We start from the raw sequence: 20,279 nt of genomic DNA on the forward strand, positions 1-20,279 counted from the left end.
ACCATGATTCTAGTTTCGGCACTGTCGTCCGGAGGGATTCTCATGTCTCGCAGCATTCGCCACCGTACGTCTTCAACCTCACATTTGCAGCCCAGTGACATTCAGAACATTCCCCGCCAATCAAGAGACCAACGGGTTCTCAATGCGTTATATGTCCGTGGCTATTGAGCAGCGGAATCCTTGTGTAGTCCCGTATGGGCTCCGTCGATTCGTGTACAGAGTACAGCCTGTTTCCGGTCACGCACGCCGGATACGCTTTATCATGGTCCATAGCCAACGTCCTCATGGAGGCGATCGTGACCGACAAAAAATACGGGTTCCAAACAAGTCGGAACCCGTATAAACGCAAAATACGCTAACGAAAGCCCAAAGAATCAGGCGAACAGGAAGCCCTGCCCGTGATGCTCGGGATACGTGTCGAACAGCTCGGCGACCGAACCGTCCTCGAACACGGCGCGAATGGCGCTGGCCAGCAGCGGCGCGATGGACAGGACTGTCAGGCCATCCCAACGCTTCTCCTCCGGAATCGGCACGGTATCGGTGAGCACGACCTCGCGGGCGCCGCTACCCTTCAGACGTTCGATGGCCGGACCGGACAGCACGCCATGCGTGGCGACGACGGTCACCGACTTGGCACCGGCGTCCTTGAGCACGCTGCATGCGCCGGCGATGGTGCCGGCGGTGTCGATCAGGTCGTCGACAAGCACGCAGTCCTTGCCTTCGACGTCACCGACTACACGGTTGGCGACGGCCTGGTTCGGACGGGTAATGTCACGGGTCTTGTGCACGAAAGCCAGAGGGCCGCCGCCAAGACGCTGAGCCCACTGTTCGGCCACACGGATGCGACCGGCATCCGGGGAGACCACGGCGACATTGTCGAGCTGGTTGGCGAAACGGTCGCGGATGTAATCGACCAGCACCGGCATGGCGATGAGATGATCAACCGGACCGTCGAAGAAACCCTGCGACTGGGCGGCATGCAGGTCGACGCTCATGATGCGGTCGGCGCCGGCAGTCTTCAGCAGGTCGAACATCAGACGGCAGGAGATGGGCTCACGTCCGCGATGCTTCTTATCCTGCCTGGAGTAGCCCAACAGCGGGCAGACCGCGGTGATGGAACGTGCGGAAGCGCGCTTGAGGGCATCGATCATGATGAGCTGTTCCATGATTGACTGATTGATTGGGTTGCAATGGCTTTGCAGTACGAACACATCCGCGCCACGCACGGATTCGGTGTAACGCACGTACATCTCGCCATTGGCGAAATCATATGCTGTGGTTTCCAGAACATCGATGCCGAGCTGTTCCGCGACTTCCGCCGCCAACTTCGGGTGTGTCCTGCCTGTGACAAGGATAAGGTTTTTATCCGGCTTTCCTTCGAGGATTGCGCTCACCATGTCTCCAAACGTCTGTTTTCGCGTCAATTGGACGTGACCAATACTAACCGTTTACACAGACCATGCGAGACTCGCGTGTTCATGTGGAAAATCACCGGTATAAGCCGTGTTTGCCGATATATTGGACCACCCCGTCGGGTACCAGATACCAGACCGGTTCGCCGTGCTCGGCGCGTCGGCGTACGTCGGTGGACGAAATCGCCAGTGCGGGAATCTCCAGCGTGTCGACTTTGCCTTCCGGGAGCCTCACGCCTTCCGGCGACGAGTATCCGGGGCGGGTCACCGCCACGAAGTGGGCGAGATCCCACATCTTGTCGGCATCCTTCCACTGCATGATCTCCGCGACCGCATCGGCGCCGGTGATGAAGAACAGTTCCGCCTCCGGATGCTGCGCCCTGATATCACGCAACGTATCGATGGTATAGGTGATGCCCGGTCGGTCGATATCCACACGTGACACCGTGAACTTCGGGTTCGACGCCGTGGCGATCACCGTCATCAGATAACGGTCCTCGGCGTTGGTGACCCTTTTGTCAAGCTTGAACACCGGCCGCCCCGTCGGCACGAAAATCACCTCGTCGAGATCGTAGACCCACGAGACTTCGGAAGCCGCCACCAAGTGGCCGTTGTGAATCGGGTCGAAGGTGCCGCCCATGATGCCGATGCGGGGCCGGCTATGCCAGTTGCCGCGTGCCGATCTTCGCCCGGATACCACCGCCGAACCGGAGGCATCGACGGACAGGTCCGCCATGCGCCTTTCCGTCTCGAGCACATAGCTGACGGCAAGCTCGGAATCGGCCTCGGCCGACTCCGGACGCATGCGCCGCGGCCCGGTCATGCCGTCTCCTCATCCTGCCGTTTGTCGGCGTCGGCGGTTTCACGTTCGATCTCATCCGCAGTGGGCACACTCTCCTGCGGGTCGATCTTGCCCATATCCTCATCCCATTCATCCTGTACGACACGTCGAATCTCGGCGAAGGTCGGCAACGGGAAATCAGGCTGATACAGGCGTCGGACCTCAGCCACCCGTTCGGTGACGCGAATCAGGGTGTCGGTCATGCCATCGATGTCGCCTTCACGTTCCATTGCGCTGAATCTGGCGATGTACTGCTCCATCAGATGCATCTGCTCGTCCACGTTCCTCAGCTGGTCCTCGTCCAGGTCGGCGATGTCGCCGGCATCGGTTTCCGGCCATCCGATCAGCACCGCATCGGCGTATTCGAGCGAGGCGCGCTGTGCCGCGGAGGCGATGCCGTCCTCGATCTGCACGAGGAACACGTACCGTACGATGCTCAGACGTTCCGAAGCAAGACGCAACCCGAGCCGCGGGTCCTCGCGGTCAGCATTCCAAGGATTACCCATATCCACCATGATCCGTTCGCTCATGCCCGCACCTGCCCCGTTCCGTATCCGATCCACTTGGTCGTGGTCATTTCACGAAGTCCCATCGGACCCCGTGCATGCATCTTCTGTGTGGAGATGCCAAGCTCCGCTCCGAAACCGAACACACCGCCATCGGTGAATCGCGTCGAGGCGTTCACCATCACCACCGCCGAATCGATTCGGGAGGTGAACTCCTCGATGGCCGAGTAGTCCTCGGCGATGATGGATTCGGTGTGCCCCGTGGAGTGACGGTTGATGTGTGCGATGGCCTCGTCCAGCGAATCGACGATCCTGATGCCGATCTTCAATGCCAGGTATTCGGTATCCCAGTCCTCGTCGATGGCCTGCACGAGGTTCACGCCATCGATGCCGGCCTTGTCGATCAGATCATAGGCCCGTTCGTCGGCATGCATCTCGACCTGGGCCTCGGCGAGCGCCCGTGCGGCCAGCGGGATGAACCGTTCGGCCACATCGCGGTGCACGAGCAGCTTTTCGGTGGCGTTGCATACGCCGACGCGCTGTGTTTTGGCGTTGATGAGGATCGGGATGGCCTTGTCGAGGTTTCCGGAGCGGTCCACGTAGATATGCACGTTGCCGGCACCGGTTTCGATGACGGGCACCTTGGAGTTGCGTACGACGGCTTGGATAAGGCCCGCTCCCCCTCGCGGGATGAGCACATCGAGGTGGCCGCGTGCCTCCATCATGGCGGTGGCTCCCGCGCGTCCGAATGCGTCGACGGAGGCGACCAGCGCCGGGTCGTGCCCGTGTTCGGACAGTATGTCGGCGATGATGTTCAGGGTCGCCGCATTCGTGCGTTCGGCCGCGTGCCCGCCGCGTAGGAGTACGGCATTGCCGGATTTGATGCATAGTGAGGCCACGTCGACGGTGACGTTGGGCCGTGCTTCGTAGATCATGCCGAGCACGCCGATCGGTACGCGCACCTGCTCGAGGCGCAGGCCGTTTTCCAGATGGTATCCGCGTACGATTTCGCCGACCGGGTCGGGCAATGAGGCAACGTGACGTACGCCTTGCGCGGCGGCGGCCACTCGCGGCACATCGAATCTGAGCCTGTCGAGTTTGCCTGCGCTCATGCCGGCTTCGAAGGATTCCTGCATATCGAGCGCATTGGCTCCCGCGATTTCGTCGGCGCGTGCGTCGAGCGCGTCGGCGATGGCCAACAGCAGTTCGTTCTTGGCTTCCGTATTGGATTGCGCCAGCAGGCCCTGTGCGCGTCGTGCGGCGTCACCCTTTGCGCAGACCGCTGCGAACACGTCGGCGGCGACCGCGCCCTGTTCCGTCTGTGGATTCGTCATAATCTCCTACCATAGCGCGAAATCGCGCCTTTCCCGATTCATGGCCCGTTTTTTCGCCAATGAATCGGAAAAGACGCGATTGCGCCGTATGCCCGTCGGTCAGTGGATCTGGTCGAGGCCCGGATACAGCGGGAAGTCCTCGGCAAGCTTGTCGACGCGCGCCTTCAGGGCGTCCACGTTCGCATCCTTGCCGGCCGCGAGCGCGGTGCCGATGATGTCGGCGACCTCTTCGTATTCCTTGGGGCCGAAGCCTCGGGTGGCGAGGGCGCTGGTGCCGATGCGCAGGCCGGAGGCGACGGATGCCGGGCGTGGGTCGAACGGCACGGTGTTGCGGTTGATGGTGATGCCGCATTGTGCGAGAAGGTCTTCGCCCTGTTGCCCGTCCATTTCGCTGTTGCGCAGGTCGACCATGACCAGGTGCACGTCGGTGCCGCCGGTCAGTACGCTGATGCCGTTGTTCTTGACGTCGTCGGCCGTGAGACGTTCGGCGAGGATCTTGGCGCCGTCGAGGGTGCGCTGCATGCGGTCCTTGAATTCTTCGGAGGCTGCGACCTTGAATGCCACGGCCTTGCCTGCGATGACGTGCATGAGTGGGCCGCCCTGTTGTCCGGGGAACACGGAGGAGTTGAGTTTCTTGGCGTAGTCCTGCTTGGCGAGGATGAAGCCGGAGCGTGGTCCGCCGAGGGTTTTGTGCGCGGTGGAGGAGACGACGTCGGCGTACGGGACCGGGCTTGGGTGCAGTCCGGCGGCGACGAGGCCTGCGAAGTGGGCCATATCGACCCAGAATTTGGCGCCTACCTCATCGGCGATTTCCTTCATGGCCTTGAAGTCCTCGATGCGCGGGTATGCGCTCCATCCGCCGATGATCATGGCGGGATGGGTCTCCAGCGCACGTTGACGGATGATTTCCGGGTCGATGCGGAAGGTTTCCGGGTTCACGCCGTAGGCTTCGGCATGGTAGAAGCGGCCGGAGAAGTTGATTTTCATGCCGTGGGTGAGATGGCCGCCGTGGTCCAGGGCCAGGCCGAGCACGGTGTCGCCGGGTTTGACGAGTGCCTGGTAGACGGCAGCGTTGGCTTGGGCTCCGGAGTGGGGCTGCACGTTGGCGTATTCGGCGCCGAACAGGCTTTTGGCGCGTTCGCGCGCGATGGTCTCGATCTTGTCGACCTGTTCGCAGCCGCCATAATAGCGACGCCCGGGATAGCCTTCGGCGTATTTGTTGGTGAGCACGGAGCCCTGGGCCTGCAGAACCGCACGCGGCACGAAGTTTTCGGAGGCGATCATCTCCAGGCCGTTTTGCTGGCGGGACAGCTCGGCGTCGAGCACGGCGGCGATTTCGGGATCGGCCTGGGCGATGGGGGCGTTGAACATGTCGTTCGGGTTTTGGGCGAGAGGTGATGTGGTCATGGGGCTCTCCTTGGCTGGTACTGACAGTCCGCGAGCAATGCGGTTTAAGGAAGCAGTCTACGACCAGTAATCGCTTTTGACGAGGGACGTTTCGAAACATGGCGGAAATCATCGTCCCATTGCACGGACGCAAGGCCCTTCATTGCCCACCTTTGCCATTACACTGATGCTGTATTCACCTCTATCCGCCTTATTGCTAAGGATGTCCAGTGACCACGTTCCACAGCACACGCAGCACCACCGACTCGCTTACCTCCAAGCAGGCCATTCGCAAAGGCATCGCCGATGACGGCGGCCTGTTCGTAACCGACTCCCTAGGCGAATCCCACGTGGACATCGCATCCCTGGCGGGCAAGTCCTACCAGCAGATCGCGTTTGATGTGCTTTCCGTGCTGTTGCCGGACTTCACCGAAACCGAGTTGAAGGAATGCATCGCCGAGGCGTATGGCCCGCAATGGTCCGACGGGAGGATCACCCCGGTCAAGCCGCTTGGGGACGATTTCGTGATGGAACTGTTCAACGGGCCGACCTCCGCGTTCAAGGATGTGGCCCTGCAGATCCTGCCGCGCTTCATGGCGCGCACCGCCCCGGCCGACGGTGATGGCCGCGAGAAGATCATGATCGTCACTGCCACGTCGGGCGACACCGGCAAGGCCGCGCTCGCAGGCTTCGCCGATGCGGCGGGCACCGGCATCACCGTGTTCTATCCGGAAGGCAAGGTCAGCCAGGTGCAGGAACTGCAGATGACCACGCAGACCGGTTCCAACGTGAACGTGTGTGCGGTCAAGGGCAACTTCGATGACGCACAGTCCGCGGTCAAGCGCATCTTCGGCGACAAGGAGCTTGCCGAACGCCTGGCGGGCGGTTCCCATGTGGCGCTTTCCTCCGCGAACTCCATCAACGTGGGCCGCCTGGTGCCGCAGGTCGTCTACTATTTCTCCGCCTACGCGCAGTTGCTGGAACGGCAGGTGATCAACGTGGGCGACGAAGTCGAATTCGTGGTGCCGACCGGCAATTTCGGCGACATCCTCGCCGGCTACTATGCCAAGTTGCTGGGTCTACCGGTAAAGCATCTGGTGGTTGCCTCCAACGAGAACAACGTGCTGTTCGATTTCCTGACTTCCGGCACGTACAACCGTCAGCGTCCGTTCTTCCAGACCATCTCCCCCTCGATGGACATCCTCATCTCCTCGAACCTCGAACGCATGCTGTACTACATGTCCGACAAGGACACGCGCCTGATCGCCATGCTGATGAACGATCTGAACCAGTGGGGCGCCTATGAGGTTCCCGAGCCGATGCTCGCCAAGATCCGTTCGATCTTCGGCACCGGCTGGGCCGATGAGCATCAGGTACGCGAGATGATCGCGGACTGCTGGGACAAGCATCATTATGTGATCGACCCGCATACCGCCTGCGGCTATTTCGTGATGCAGCAGATGCCACGGGATCCGCTCACTCCGCGCGTGCTGCTGAGCACCGCCAGCCCGTACAAGTTCCCTCGCGTGGTCAACGAATCCCTCGGCCTGGATGCGTCCGGCACCGATTTCGAGTGCATGGACGTGCTTGCCAAGGCCACCGGCACCACCGCTCCGACTGCGCTGCGCGGTCTTGAGACCGCCGACGTACGCTTCGATAGCGTCGTTGAGATCAGCGGCATGGAGGATTTCGTCGAGCAGGCCGCCAAGTCCCTGTAGGAGATAATCGCAACATCGGTAATCGGCTGTCCGCTTAGGCGGGCGGCCGTTTTTCATAAGTCTCACTAAAGTGTCGGAATCGGAGGCGAAAATGATGCAATCTGCTACAGGCAACGCGAATGGACCGACCGGCCCGACAACCAACCCACCCGCAACATCCGGGAATGCAGGCATGGCGAATAGGCCGAAGAAGGACCGGCTGATCACCCGTGACGTGGCATTGGTCATGCTGGCGACGTTCTTCTTCATGACCAGCAACATGATCATCACGCCGATCATCGCAGGCTATGCGGAGCTGATGGGCGCGGCCGGCACCATGATGGGCGTCATCGCCGGTGTGATGAGCTTCGTCTCCCTGTTTTGCAGGCCGGTTGCGGGTAATCTGTCCGATTTGGTGAGCAAACGTCTGCTGGTGACCGTCGGCACAAGCCTGTACATCATCGCCGGCATCATGTATTGCCTGGCCAATTCCACGGGCATGCTGATCGCGGCACGCGTGGTCAACGGTCTGGGATTCGCCTGTGGTTCGGTATGTCTGGCGACTTGGGTGTCGCTGCTGCTGCCGATCCGTCATATGGGTGCCGGCATGGGACTGTACGGCATCGTCAACGCCCTGGCCATCGCGGTGGGGCCGGCACTTGGCATTCGCCTGCAGGCCGTTGCCGGCTATCATCTGACGTTTGTGGCCTCACTGGTACTGAACGTGCTCACGCTGATCGTCGTCATGTTGGTCAGAAACGGCGGCAATCCGGCGCGCCAGGCCGCGTCGCGATCCCGGGGCGATGCCGGACGGCATGGTATCGCGCACCGCTTCCGCCTGAGCAATCTTGTGGAGCCTCGCGCAATCCCGCTGACGATGGTGTTCATGATGTTCGCCATCCCCTACTTCGCGAATCAGTCGTTCATCGTGGACTACATCTCGGCGCGCCATCTGACGGTCTCATCCGACCTGTTCTTCGTGTTCTATGCTGCCGTGTTGCTGATCATGCGCATCACCATGAAGAATCTGTTCGATTCCAAGGGATTCCGGTTCTGGCTGGTGATCTGCTCGATCGCAATGCTTGCCATGCTGGCGTTCCTGACGTTCATGACGAACGATTGGTATCTGCTTGGCGCAGGCGTGGCGATGGCCGCCAGTTACGGTCTGATGAGTTCGGTCACGCAGGCGCAGGCCGTGGTGATCGCCGGCCGTGAACGTAGCGGACTGGCCAACAGCACGTACTATATGGGACTCGATCTGGGCATGGCATTGGGACCGATTCTGGCGGGCGTCTTCTACGGGCACATGCCGATCGGCTGGTTCTATCCGGCGTTCATGCTGACGATGCCGATCGCGTGGATCATCTATCTGGCATTCTCGCATGTCATCCATCCCACCGCCCATGCGGACGATTGATGGCGGGCGCAACGGTGATGCGGGATGCCCACAACCACAATAGGAACGCCGCCGCTCGCCGATTCCCGGATACGTCAGGAGATGCAGACTACTGACGCGGCTGCGGTCTTTCGCGTACCTTTGCCGTGACATAGTCCGACTCGACCTTCCAGACGGTGACGCTGCGGACCTGCCGGTCGGTGAATTCGACATGCTCCATGCCCGCCTGCTGCCTCATCAGCATCTCAAGCGCGAGACGGGATTCGTCCAGATCGCTGACGATGGAGGCGACGCCGGTACCGACCACCGATTTGAAGGCCTCACCCCAATTGCACGGCACACGTCCCGCCACCACTTCACAATCGGTTTCCATCTCGAAGGCGACGGACAGCTTGTTGCCGGCGGCCTTGATGGCATCGATCTTACGGCCGATCGGCGCACTGTGGAAATAGAATGTCGGTCTGGCCGCATCTCCGATGTTTTCGCAGATGTAGGCGAAGTTCATCGGCACTATGGTCGGCCCTTCCGCATCCGCATATGCGATGTGAATGAGTTTGCAGGATGCGACGATCGCCATGATCTGCGCCGGATCGGCAACCTCACGATCGGCGCGGCGCATCATGCGACGTTCCCCTGCCACTGTCCGTTCATCGTTACGTCGCGTCGTCATGCTGCGATCCTTCCGATTCGACTTCCCGACCATCATGGCCATTCGTTCCCGTCCGGAACCTGCAATCCATGGTAGCGTAAGTCGCCGCGGGGCCGTCGGCGGACCCGTATCGCCCGCGTAATCGTCAAGAACCGTCGCTATGTACCGAAAACCGTCGTTGCATGCCGATAAGCACGATGGCCGTTCCGTCCAAACGACACCTTGGAAAGGAGAAACGCCGTTTCATGGTGGTGGTATCCATATCCTCCACATGAAACGACGTTTTCCGCACCTTCCTTCGAAACCACCGACGCCTTATGCGCTCTGCCGGTACTCCAGGCAGGTTTCGAAGGAGCGGCGCGTGAGATGGCCACGGTTGATGACGCCGACGAGTCTGCCGCCATCGACGACCGGCAACTTTTTGTACTGCTGGTAACCGAACATCTGACAGACCTCGGCGATACTCGCATCGACGTTGACGGTCGTGACCTTGTTGGCCGCGATTTCCATGACGTTGCGTTGCATGAGTTCGGCATGCGAAAGCTGCGGGAATTCGCCGCGAGCCATGCCGGTGATCAGCGTGGAGACGTCGGAGACCGGCAGGTTGTCCTGTGCGAAACGGCGCAGCACATCGCTGTCGGACACGAATCCGACCACGGCGCCCGTTCCATCGACGACCGGCAGGCCGCCGGTATTGCGATCGAGCATGACCTCAATGGCGTCACGGACGGTGGCGGTGTCGGAAACGGTGTAGACCTCCCTCTGCATGACATCGGCGACGGTCTCGACATCAAGTTTCGGGGTGCGCTGCCGTGCCGCCCTGTTCCAACCGGCCTTGTCGCCGACGGCGTGCACGATCACGCCGGAGAGCGGCGCGACGACGAGCATCTGGATCGGAAGCGCGATGGTGAAGTTATACGGGAACATTCTGAAGAAACCGGCCACGGCGCCGCCGCTGAAGCCGAAGGCCATGATGGCGCCGAAGATGGTCATGAATACGGTCATGAGCACGACCATGAGGAATTTGACGGTGATGCCCTTCCACACGGCGCGGTCGGTCTGCGCGCAGAAGCGATTCATGATGGCCCGTGAGCTTGGCGTGCAGATGCATAGATCGCAGATCATACCGACCACATAGGCCAGAGGCCAGTTGAAGAATGCGTAGCTCCATGCGGTGGCACCGACGTCGCCGGTGCGTACACCGTAGTTGAGCGCCGCCATCACGTAGATCATGATGGCCGACATGATGAAGCTGAAGAGAATGCCTTCCTTGCCGTTACGGGGCATGATGAGGTTCCTTTCGTTATGTTGCGCTGTTGCGATTGCAGCCGGCCCCATTTGTCTGTCCGTTGATTCGGACGGCGAGGGGGCGCATAACGATTGGTTCGAGATGGCGACTTCCTGGCAGGCGGATCGGCGTTGCATACGTTGGATCCGTACGTCGGGGGCCGCTTGCAGGTTCCGTATTGTTCGCTGGGGTTTGGACAAGGCCGTTGCGGCGGAGTCGTACGGAATGGGAACGCACGTGTGTCGAACATGCTTGGACAAGGCCATCCCGCCATGGCAGTGGCAGCCCATGATTGTTGCAAACATTGACATTAAACGATTAAGCATAACCGAACACAACTGTTATACACAACACTTGAACAGTCACCACGAACCGTGATACTGTTATATATAACAGTATGGCAGTAATCCTGCCGCTTGATTTCGTGAACGGCAAGGAGGAGGCGCAAATTGAAACTGACCATCTCATCCACGTCAGGAGAACCGATCTACGAACAAATCAAGAATCAGATCCGCTCGGCGATTCTGTCGGGCGAACTCACGGCCGGGGAGGCGCTCCCCTCCCTGCGCACACTCGCCAAGGAACTGCACGTCAGCATGCTCACCATCACCAGGGCATACAACGAGCTGGGTGATGAGGGACTCGTGGAAAACATGCAGGGCAAGGGCACCTTTGTGATGGCCCATGGCAATGAGCTGATAAAGGAACGCGCCCGGGAACGCATCATGCAGGTGCTCAGGCAGACCGTCACCGCCGCCAAGGCGCGGACATCGAACTGATCGACCTTCTCGGCATGTTCGAGCAGGCCTACAGGGAACAATCCTGAACGATGTCAGACGCAATCCGCTCCGGCGGAAGCAACACCCATGCTCACAACCGTTGCGGAGCGTCGTGGAAGTCGAACATGACGCCGTCCGCGAGCTCGCAGATCTCGGACCAGTCAAGGTCGGAGGAATCGTCATGCATGGCCCACACCTTCATGCCGACTGATTTGGCGGACCGCATGCCGACGAGCAAATCCTCGAACACCGTGCAGTCCTCCGGGGGGATGCCGAGACGCGAGGCCGCCAGCAGATAGACATCCGGCCGATCCTTGCCGACATCGCCCGCGTCGTCGACGCTGACGATCGCATCGAAATATTCGAAGATGCCGACGTGCTGCAAGGCCGGCTCGCGCAATGCGGGCGGCAGCGAAGTGGCGACGGCCAGACGAGCGCCGCCATCGCGCAGTCGACGCAGGTATTCGCGGGCGAACGGCTTGGCCTCAACCACGGTGGAGTACATGACGCGCGCCATGTTGTCCCACTCCTCCATCAGCTCTTCGGGCGTATCCCGCAGGCCGAAACGCGCGATGGTGTATTCGGCGATCTGGCGGAACTGCATGGCGGCGACTTTGGTCATGTAGTCATCGGGCACCTCGATGCCGCGGCGCGACAGGAAATCGATATCGACCTGATCCCATACGCCCATGGAATCGAGCAAGGTGCCGTCAAGATCGAAGATGGCCGCCTTGCCCTGATTGATGCCGATTCCGTCGGTTGCCGCCATACCCGCTCCCCTCAGTTCCATATCTGATCCGCGATTACCGTCTTGCGATTGCACCACGCGCCACCTAGAGCACCGATGCCTTCAGCAGCTCTTCGGCATGCTCAAGCGACGTCTCGCTTTCGCTGCCCGACAGCATACGTGCGATCTCATGTACGCGCTCGCCGCCGCTCACCTGCCTGATGGTGGTGACGACGCCATTCTCGCCCTCCGATGCGCCTTTGGAAACGACATACTGCTGGTCGGCCCAAGATGCGACCTGTGGCAGATGCGTGACGACGATGACCTGCGCGGATTGCGCGAGCCTGGCGAGGCGAGCGCCCAGCTCAACCGCCGCCTTGCCACCGACGCCGGCATCGACCTCATCGAAGATGAAGGTCATGGGAGGCACGGTTCCACCGGCCACCACATGCCGTTCGGCGGCGACCAGTTCAAGCGCGAGCATGAGACGGCTCAGCTCACCACCGGATGCGCTTTTGCCCATCGGCAGTTGCGGGGAACCCGGGAACGGGGTGAAGAGGAATTCGATATCGTCGCAACCGTTGGCATCCAACACGTCCGCCGAACCGGACCCGTCATCGGCGCGGGATTTCACACTGATTTCCAGCCTTGCCCCTCCCATGGCCAGCGACGACAGCTCCTTCGTGACCTTGCCCGCCAGATTCCCGGCGGCCGCCGCACGCAGCTTCGACAACGCCTGCGCCGCCTTCAACGCCTTGCGGAACAGCCGGCCCCGCTCCGTCTGCAATTGTTCGACCTTTTCGGGAGATGCGTCGAGATCCTCAAGGTCGAATACGGCCTTGTCACGCCATGCGATCACGTCGGCAAGCGTCGGCCCCCAACGCCGGGTCAGTTCGTCGAGTTCGTGAATGCGGCCATTGATGGAATCAAGGTCGTCCATGCTGTTCTCATTGTCCACCTCGCCGGAAAGCGTGAACACCACATCGGACAGGTCGGTGCCGATGGAGTCCAGACGGTCGGCCAGATCGGAGAACACGCCCTCCACATGGATGGATCGCAACGCCTGCGCCGCACGATCGATCAGGTCGGCGGCGCTTGCGGTATCGACGTCGCCGCCGACCTGCGATGCGTCCAATGCCGCCAACGCCATGGCGGCGCCCTGGGCGATTTCGGCGGCGTTCTCAATGCGGTCGCGCCGGGCATGCAGCTCCTCGCTCTCCCCCGGCTGCGGATCGATACGGTTGATGCGCTCGATGGACTCACGCAGATAATCGGCCTGCTGCCTCATTGACGATTCCTGACTGGACAGTCGCTCCAGCCGTTCGTCCATGGCTCGCAGGGTCTCCCATGCCTTGTTGTACGCGGCCATCGCTTCGTCGTCGCCGGCATAGCGGTCCAAGAACTCGCGTTGGCGGGAGGGAGAGGCAATGCGCAGTTGGTCGGCCTGCCCATGAATGGTCACCAGTTCGGATGCGACCGAGCCAAGCACGGACCTTGGCACGCTCCGGCCCGACAGCATGCTACGGGACCGGCCGGAAGCCGGCACCTTGCGAGACAGGAACAGTTCGCCGTCCTCCGGTTCGAATCCGGCCTCACGGGCGGCGGCCACGGCCGCGACCGACTCGCCGACCTCGAACACGCCCTGCGCCCATGCCTCCTTGGCACCTACCGACACGCGGCCTCCATCGGAGGGGCCGCCGGAAATCAGACGGATCGCACTCAGCAGCATGGATTTGCCGGCACCCGTCTCACCGGTGATGGCGGTCATGCCGCCAGCCGGGGCGATCAGCGCGGAACGAATCGGGCCAAGGTTGCGAATCTCAAGTTCTTCAAGCATGTTCCGGTCTCACTCGTCACTTGCCGTATCCGACGCGGCATCCGCGTCTCCAATGGGGGCCGCGGCCTCCGGGAAGATATGCCCATGATGGACATCGCCGGTCTTGCGTGCCTGCTCACGCCAGCCAACGACCGGAAGGTCGAATTTCGTGACCAGACGGTTGGTGAAGGGCACTCCGGAAAGCCGGGCCAGCCTCAGCGTGCCCTTCGATTCGCGCACCTCGATCCGTGTGCCCTTCGGCAGGGCGCGCTGTCGACGGCCGTCGCAGCAGATCCAGCCATCCGACATGGAATCGTCAAGAATGTCGATGGCGAACGTGGATCCCGAACCGATGATCAGGGGCCTGGCGAACAACGCGTGGGCTGCCAATGGAATCAACTGCAGCGCCTTGACGTTCGGCCACATGATCGGTCCGCCCGCCGAGAATGCGTAGGCGGTCGAGCCCGTCGGAGTGGACACGATCACGCCGTCGCAGCCGAAGGAACTCATCTCCACACCGTCCACGCGGATCGACAGCTCCACCATCTTGCCACGATCGGCGCGTTCCAAGGTGATGTCATTCAGCGCCCAGTCCGCGATGGGATTGTCGGATCCAGGCAGCCACACGTCGGCATGCGCGATCATGCGTTCGTCGATGGAATAGTCATGATCGGCGATTCTGCGAATCGCCTCGCTCATCTGGAAGCTTTCGAATTCCGCAAGAAAGCCGACATGACCCAGATTGACGCCGAGAATCGGCACGTCGGTGCAGTGCACCAGCTCGGCCGCGCGCAGAATCGTGCCGTCGCCGCCCAGCACCACCACGATTTCCGTGTTGTCAGGCACGGCGGAAGGCTGATTGCCGAAATCAGGAGCCTCCACGTTGTCGATGATCGAGACGTGAAAACCGGCCTGAGCGAGCTGCTCCACCGCCTCCTGCACCACCGTCCCGCTTTCCCGCAGACGACTATGCGTTACGACCACCGCATGCCGGGCATCGACCATCTCAGACCCTTTCGACCAGGGAACGTCCTCGACTCCAATAGTAATCGAACAAATGAACGAAAGCGAGCAGCCCACGCCACAAATCCCGGTGAGATCATCCGGCGGGGTCGCCCATTAGTCACACATATGCCTACAATAGCTGATGGAAAGATGTTCCCGTTACATGGCGAAGGAGAGAGGAACACATGTCGAACCTCGTCTTTGACGAGTCCTCCTCCAACCGTGAGGCCTCGCACGGCTACGCCTGGTGGTTCTCGGGAGACACCTTCGAGAAGGCCATGGCGGAAGACCGCAAGCCCCGCAAGCGCAGTCTCATGCATCGCCTGACCTCGCATCCGGGACGTCTGACCATCATCTACTTCCTGCTGCTGGTGGCGATCTCCACCAGCCTGCTGCTGATGCCGATCGCCACGCCGAAAGGCGACACCACCGACTTCACCACCGCGTTCTTCACCGCCGTCTCCGCAATCTCCACCTGCGGCATCTCCATCGTCAACTCCACCACGCATTGGACCACCTTCGGTCAGGCGGTGCTGATTTTCTCGGTGCAGATGGGCGGTCTGGGCGTCATGACCTTCGCCTCGCTCATCGCATTGGCGGTGAACCATCATCTCAAGGCCACGCAGCGGCTGCTCACCGCCAGCGAGCTCGGCACCACGAAACTTGGCGAGATCAAGGGTGTGCTCGCCGTGGTCATCACCACCGCGTTCGTCATCGAAGGCATCACGTTCATCGCGTTGTTCCCCGGCCTGTACAAAGTCAATCATGGCGATGTGCGCCACACATTGTGGGAATCGCTGTTCTTCGCCGTCATGGCATACAACAACGCCGGGTTCACGCCCGACGGTGCCGGTCTGCATGTCAACAACTGGGCCGTGGGGCTGCCGATCCTCGCCAGCGCATTCTGCGGTACGCTTGGCTTCCCCGTATTGCTCAACCTCATGCGTTCCTGGCGCATGCACAGGCCGCCCAAGCGTTGGAGCCTGCATACCAAGCTCACGCTGATCACCACCTTCTGCATCGTGGCCACCTCGCTCACCTGGTTCCTCGTCGTGGAATGGAACAACCGGTCGCTGTTCCCCGATAACAGCGTGGAGCCTCGCCTGTGGCATGCCATGGTCGCGGCCGTCATGCCCCGCAGCTCCGGCTTCGACCTGTCGTGGATGCCCCAGGTCAGCGATGCCACGAAGGTGTTCCTGAGCATCGTCATGTTCATTGGCGGCGGCAGCACCTCCACCGCAGGCGGCATTCGCGTAACCACCCTTGCCGTGATTCTGCTGGTGTGCCGTGCCGCCTTCACCGGTCGAAGGGAGATCAACGCCTTCCACCGTCGTATCCATACCCAGGCCGTCATGACCGCGGTCAGTGTCAGCACCGCCTGCCTTGCCCTGGTGACCGTGGTGTCGATGACGTTGATGATCGTTACCGGCTGCTCGTTGTGCGACGCACTGTTCGACACATGCTCCGCCTTCGGTCTCGGCGGCTATTCCGTAGGCGTGGCCGATGCCGGCAATCCGACCGCCCTCTATGTTCTCGCGGCCACCATGTTCATCGGCAGGCTTGGTCCGATGACCATCGCCTATGCCGTGTCGCGTCCGCGCAATCTGGAGGCGGTGCGCTACCCCACCGAACAGATCGTGGTCGGCTGACGCAGGCCATCCATATACTTGGACTTTGCAGGACACGACTCCGAAGAACACACAACGGAAAGGGACATACGAAGAATCATGGCGAACAGCACCAGAAGCGTACTCGTGGTCGGATTGGGCCGTTTCGGCAGTTCCGTGGCCACCACGTTGGACATGATGGGCCAGGACGTGCTTGCCGTCGACAAGGACGGCGAACTGGTGAACCGCTGGTCCTCGCAGATTCCCACCGTGCAGGCCGACATGACCGATGTGATGGCGTTGGAGCAGATCAACGCCTCGGATTTCGACACGGCCGTCGTGGCCATAGGCGACAGCGTGGAGGCATCCGTCATCACCGCCGGAAACCTGCTGGATGCCGGCATCTCCGATATCTGGGCGAAGTCCGTGTCGAAGGAGCATGCACGTATTCTGCAGCGTATCGGCGCACGGCATATCATCAATGCGGAAACCGACGCCGGCAAACGGGTGGGGCACCTGGTCTCCGGCAATTATCTGGATTACATCGAACTTGAGGGTGCCTATAACGTCGTCAAGATCCACACTCCCCCACACGTGGTCGGCTATACCATCGGGGACGCGCGCGTGCATGAGCGCTTCGGCATCACCGTGGTCGGCATCAAGTCACCGGGCAAGGAGTTCGAATACGGCTCGAAGGAACTGATCATGCATCGTAACGACGAGCTCATCATCATGGGCAAGCAGGATCAGATTGACCGCTTCATTCGGGGATAGCCGACAGCCGGTTATTTCACGGCATAGAGCAGGTATTCGACATTACCGTGCGTGCCTTCGATCGGCGAAGGTCCGGTCGCACGCACGTCAAGCCCGTTGGATTCCGCACAGGCGATGACATTGCGCAGCGCCTGTTCACGGAGTTCTTCGTTTTCGACGATGCCGTTCTTGCCGAGGTTGCCCCTGCCCACTTCGAACTGCGGTTTGACGAGCAGCACGATCTGTGCGTCATCGGCTGCGATTCGCGCGATCACCGGAATGACATGGGTCAATGAGATGAAGGATACGTCGGAAACGATCATCTCCGGTCGGTACGGTAGGTCGTCGGCCTCGACGTCACGGATGTTGACTCCGCTCATTTCGATGATTCGGCCGTCATTCGCGATTCTCGAATCGAGTTGTCCGTGCCCGACATCCAACGCGATGACCTGCGCCGCACCGCGACGCAGCAGCACATCGCAGAATCCTCCGGTGGAGGCGCCGATATCCAGGCAATGCAGTCCTTCGGCCGGACGCAGACCGTCCTTGAGGAACAGATCGAAAGCGCCTGCCAGTTTGTAGGCTCCGCGCGAAACGTAATCGTCTCCCCTATCGGCGGCAATCTCATCACCGTCCGTGACCTTCATCGACGCCTTGGCGACAATGACGCCGTTCACGCTGACCTTGCCCTGGGCAATCAGACGCTGGGCCTTCGACCTGCTGTCGGAAAGCCCGCGGTCCAGTAGGGCAAGATCGAGGCGGACGGCATGTTGCGAATCGTTATGCTGCACTGGCTGCCGATCGTCAGTCGATATGGAATTCCGGTACGGTGACGCCATCCAGGGCACGGCCGTTGTCGGCGGCCGCCCACATGGCATTGCAGGCCGCACGCAGACCGTTCATGTTGGTGACGTCGCTGACTTCAAGCGCATCGCCTTCGAGTCCGGCCCGTGCGTCGCCGCATATCCAGACATCGTCGGCGTTGCGTTCCACGACGGGAGCCGGTTCGTTGAGGCCTCGCAGATCCTTGGCGATGAACGTCGGGCGCAGATGCGCCGGAGCGAGCATAAGCTCATGCGGATCGGTAACGCCGGTAAGCACGGCCAGCGAATCATAGCCTCCACGATTTCCGGCTTCGATATCGGTATCGAGGCGGTCCCCGATGGCAAGGCACAGTTCCTTGGCCACCGGCTCGGCATCGTCATGCGCGGCAAGCAGCCGCGCCTCGTCGTACATGGCGGACTCCGGCTTGCCCGCCGACGAAACGGGTTCGACACCGGTGGCATTGACCACGGCCATGATCATGGATCCGCAACCCGGGGCGATGCCGAGCTCACGGGGAATGGTGAGATCACGGTTGGTCACGAAATAGGTGGCGCCGTGTTCGACCGCATAGGCGATCTGCGCCATCTCATTCCATGACATGTCCGGATACCAGCCTTGGATCGCCGCGACCGGCTCATCTTCGGCGGAGTCGACCACGGCAAGGCCCTGCCTAGCCACTTCCTCACGTAGGTGCCGGGCACCGAGCACGAACACCTTGGCGCCGGCAGGCACCTCACGGGCCACCATGCGGGCGGCCACCACGGAAGAGGTGATGACCTGCCATGGTTCGACGTCAAGGTCGAAGCCCCTGAGCTGATCGGCTACGACGGACTGCAGTCTGGATGAGTTGTTGGTGGTGTATTCCACCGTCATGCCCAGACTTTCCGCCTTGCGAATATTCGTCGCCGCATGTTCCACCGGATTCTTGCCCCGATACACCACGCCATCAAGGTCAAGCAGCGCCAGCCGGTATGTTTCGCTCAAGGGCCGATTCGTGGACTTCAGCATGTGATCAACGTCACCTCACTCGTTGTCGGCGGATTCGTCGGCATGCTCCGCCTCGGGTTCAGCCGATACGTCGGAATCATTATCGGCGTCCTGTTCCCGCGCCGGTTCGACATCCGATTCGGCGCCTTCCACGGCCTCCTGGGCCGGCAGCTCCGTTTCGTCATCGGTTTCGCCGTTGGCGTCGATGGCACCGTCGGACGCCTCGTCGGAATCCTCATCCTCCGGGGCGTACTGGGCGTCCTCCTCGGTGATGCCCAGCATATCCATAAGTTCGTCGTTCAGCTCCTGCATGTCATATTCGATGACCAAATCGTCGGAGGTCTCATCCATGTCGGATTCGGCATACTGCAGTTCAAGCTTGTCGAGCAGCTGATCCAGCGCGATGGCCTCATCGGTATGACCGGATTCCTCGAGGAAGTACTGTTCGGCCTGCACCGCACGCATGCGGTACTCGCCCGCCAGTCCCTTGGAACGGCCCAGCTTATGAACGATTTCGATGGCCTTGTCCCACATCTTGAGGTCGCCCAGGGCTCCTGCATATACGAGGAACATCTCGGCCTTGGCTTCGCCGCGCAGATATCTGGCATCATCGCTCATGGCGATTTCGATGGCCTTCTTCGGGCTGCCAAGGCCGCGCTCACAGTCGGCGATGAACGGCAGATAATCCAGGAAGCCGTTCATGCGGTAGGCGGTGCGGAACTCCTTCAGCGCCAGCTTGTAGTCGCCTTGACGGTAGGCGATGAAGGCCAGCGTCTCACGGGCGAAGTCGATGCGGGACGCCTGGCGGGCCACCCACTTGGCATGCTCGAGGGCGCCTTCCGGGTCGCTCTCCTCCAACGTGTAGGCGGCAAGGATATGCAGGCCGATATTCTCGGCATGCTCCTTGGACAGACCACGCAGACGTTCACGATCATCGGTGCTCAGCATGCGCCATTCGATGCTCTTCGGCATCTTGGGCTCATCAGGACGGCGATGCGTATACGGGTTCTGCGAGGGGAAACTCATCGTGCCGTCGGAATTGCGGCGCGGCTTCGACAGGTATTCGCCACGCTTGGCCTCGCGGTACTCCATCTTTTCCTCGCGGGTGAACTGCTTCCTCTCTTCACCCGCGTCCCGCTGGTCACGATCCTTACGGAAGTCACGACGCTGGTCGTCGCGGCGGAAGTCACGACGATCGCCATCACGGTGGAAGTTGCGACGCTCACCATCATCACGACGGAAGTCACGACGATCACCACGATGGAAGTCAC

The 20,279-nt window shown here is 61.1% G+C and carries 17 protein-coding genes and 1 pseudogene; 5 read left to right on the forward strand and 13 right to left on the reverse strand.

The window, feature by feature from the left end; genetic code table 11:
* Window positions 1–374: 374 nt before the first annotated feature.
* The 5 genes from BMOU_RS05710 to glyA form a co-directional block, all read right to left on the reverse strand.
* Complete coding sequence (locus BMOU_RS05710; protein WP_003839946.1) at window positions 375–1,397, reverse strand: ribose-phosphate diphosphokinase; 1,023 nt, start codon at window positions 1,395–1,397, stop codon at window positions 375–377.
* A 91-nt stretch (window positions 1,398–1,488) separates the two neighbouring features.
* Window positions 1,489–2,217 (reverse strand): nicotinate-nucleotide adenylyltransferase, encoded by a 729-nt coding sequence (gene nadD, locus BMOU_RS05715; RefSeq protein WP_051428925.1) that lies wholly within the window; start codon window positions 2,215–2,217, stop codon window positions 1,489–1,491.
* A gap of 14 nt (window positions 2,218–2,231) precedes the next feature.
* Entirely contained in the window at window positions 2,232–2,783 is a 552-nt protein-coding gene (locus tag BMOU_RS05720; RefSeq protein ID WP_034875664.1) for a hypothetical protein, read from the reverse strand.
* On the reverse strand, window positions 2,780–4,093 hold the full coding sequence (locus BMOU_RS05725) for a glutamate-5-semialdehyde dehydrogenase (RefSeq protein WP_034875666.1): 1,314 nt from the start codon (window positions 4,091–4,093) through the stop codon (window positions 2,780–2,782). Before BMOU_RS05725 ends, BMOU_RS05720 begins: the two co-directional genes overlap by 4 nt.
* A gap of 99 nt (window positions 4,094–4,192) precedes the next feature.
* Window positions 4,193–5,500, reverse strand: a complete 1,308-nt coding sequence (glyA, locus tag BMOU_RS05730) for a serine hydroxymethyltransferase (protein WP_034875669.1) — start codon at window positions 5,498–5,500, stop codon at window positions 4,193–4,195.
* A 209-nt stretch (window positions 5,501–5,709) separates the two neighbouring features.
* On the opposite strand from glyA, the gene thrC reads away from it, so the two are divergent.
* Window positions 5,710–7,197, forward strand: coding sequence for a threonine synthase (gene thrC, locus BMOU_RS05735; protein ID WP_034875671.1), 1,488 nt, complete (start codon window positions 5,710–5,712; stop codon window positions 7,195–7,197).
* 91 nt (window positions 7,198–7,288) lie between these two features.
* Complete coding sequence (locus BMOU_RS05740; RefSeq protein WP_034875672.1) at window positions 7,289–8,593, forward strand: MFS transporter; 1,305 nt, start codon at window positions 7,289–7,291, stop codon at window positions 8,591–8,593.
* Window positions 8,594–8,681: 88 nt separating this feature from the next.
* On the opposite strand, the gene BMOU_RS05745 is transcribed toward BMOU_RS05740, so the two are convergent.
* Window positions 8,682–9,242 (reverse strand): pyridoxamine 5'-phosphate oxidase family protein, encoded by a 561-nt coding sequence (locus BMOU_RS05745; protein ID WP_137648307.1) that lies wholly within the window; start codon window positions 9,240–9,242, stop codon window positions 8,682–8,684.
* A 294-nt stretch (window positions 9,243–9,536) separates the two neighbouring features.
* Window positions 9,537–10,508 (reverse strand): CBS domain-containing protein, encoded by a 972-nt coding sequence (locus BMOU_RS11010; protein WP_235143727.1) that lies wholly within the window; start codon window positions 10,506–10,508, stop codon window positions 9,537–9,539.
* Window positions 10,509–10,958: 450 nt separating this feature from the next.
* Between BMOU_RS11010 and BMOU_RS05755 the strand changes: the two are divergent.
* Window positions 10,959–11,335: pseudogene (locus tag BMOU_RS05755) on the forward strand (GntR family transcriptional regulator).
* A 44-nt stretch (window positions 11,336–11,379) separates the two neighbouring features.
* Here BMOU_RS05755 and BMOU_RS05760 read toward each other — a convergent pair.
* The 3 genes from BMOU_RS05760 to BMOU_RS05770 all read right to left on the reverse strand — a co-directional run bounded on the left by BMOU_RS05760 (window position 11,380) and on the right by BMOU_RS05770 (window position 14,836).
* The gene (locus tag BMOU_RS05760) at window positions 11,380–12,057 is read right to left on the reverse strand and encodes an HAD family hydrolase (RefSeq protein WP_034875674.1); all 678 of its coding nucleotides are present in this window, start codon (window positions 12,055–12,057) and stop codon (window positions 11,380–11,382) included.
* 64 nt (window positions 12,058–12,121) lie between these two features.
* Window positions 12,122–13,852 carry a DNA repair protein RecN gene (gene recN, locus BMOU_RS05765; protein ID WP_034875675.1) on the reverse strand — a complete coding sequence of 577 codons (1,731 nt, stop codon included), beginning with the start codon at window positions 13,850–13,852 and terminating at the stop codon, window positions 12,122–12,124.
* A 9-nt stretch (window positions 13,853–13,861) separates the two neighbouring features.
* Window positions 13,862–14,836 carry an NAD kinase gene (locus BMOU_RS05770; protein WP_137648309.1) on the reverse strand — a complete coding sequence of 325 codons (975 nt, stop codon included), beginning with the start codon at window positions 14,834–14,836 and terminating at the stop codon, window positions 13,862–13,864.
* 185 nt (window positions 14,837–15,021) lie between these two features.
* On the opposite strand from BMOU_RS05770, the gene BMOU_RS05775 reads away from it, so the two are divergent.
* Both BMOU_RS05775 and BMOU_RS05780 read left to right on the forward strand, forming a co-directional pair.
* Window positions 15,022–16,485 carry a potassium transporter TrkG gene (locus BMOU_RS05775; RefSeq protein WP_034875677.1) on the forward strand — a complete coding sequence of 488 codons (1,464 nt, stop codon included), beginning with the start codon at window positions 15,022–15,024 and terminating at the stop codon, window positions 16,483–16,485.
* 78 nt (window positions 16,486–16,563) lie between these two features.
* Complete coding sequence (locus BMOU_RS05780) at window positions 16,564–17,217, forward strand: potassium channel family protein (RefSeq protein WP_034875679.1); 654 nt, start codon at window positions 16,564–16,566, stop codon at window positions 17,215–17,217.
* 11 nt (window positions 17,218–17,228) lie between these two features.
* On the opposite strand, the gene BMOU_RS05785 is transcribed toward BMOU_RS05780, so the two are convergent.
* From BMOU_RS05785 to BMOU_RS05795, 3 genes are all read right to left on the reverse strand, one after another.
* Window positions 17,229–17,987, reverse strand: a complete 759-nt coding sequence (locus BMOU_RS05785; RefSeq protein ID WP_034875681.1) for a TlyA family RNA methyltransferase — start codon at window positions 17,985–17,987, stop codon at window positions 17,229–17,231.
* Between the two features lie 13 nt (window positions 17,988–18,000).
* Window positions 18,001–19,029: an HAD-IIA family hydrolase gene (locus tag BMOU_RS05790; RefSeq protein WP_034875683.1), complete on the reverse strand. Its 1,029-nt coding sequence runs from the start codon at window positions 19,027–19,029 to the stop codon at window positions 18,001–18,003.
* A 15-nt stretch (window positions 19,030–19,044) separates the two neighbouring features.
* On the reverse strand, window positions 19,045–20,279 hold a 1,235-nt coding region (locus BMOU_RS05795), incomplete at its 5' end, for an MSCRAMM family adhesin SdrC (protein ID WP_235143728.1).

It is taken from the genome of Bifidobacterium moukalabense DSM 27321 (assembly GCF_000522505.1).
Classification (GTDB): domain Bacteria; phylum Actinomycetota; class Actinomycetes; order Actinomycetales; family Bifidobacteriaceae; genus Bifidobacterium; species Bifidobacterium moukalabense.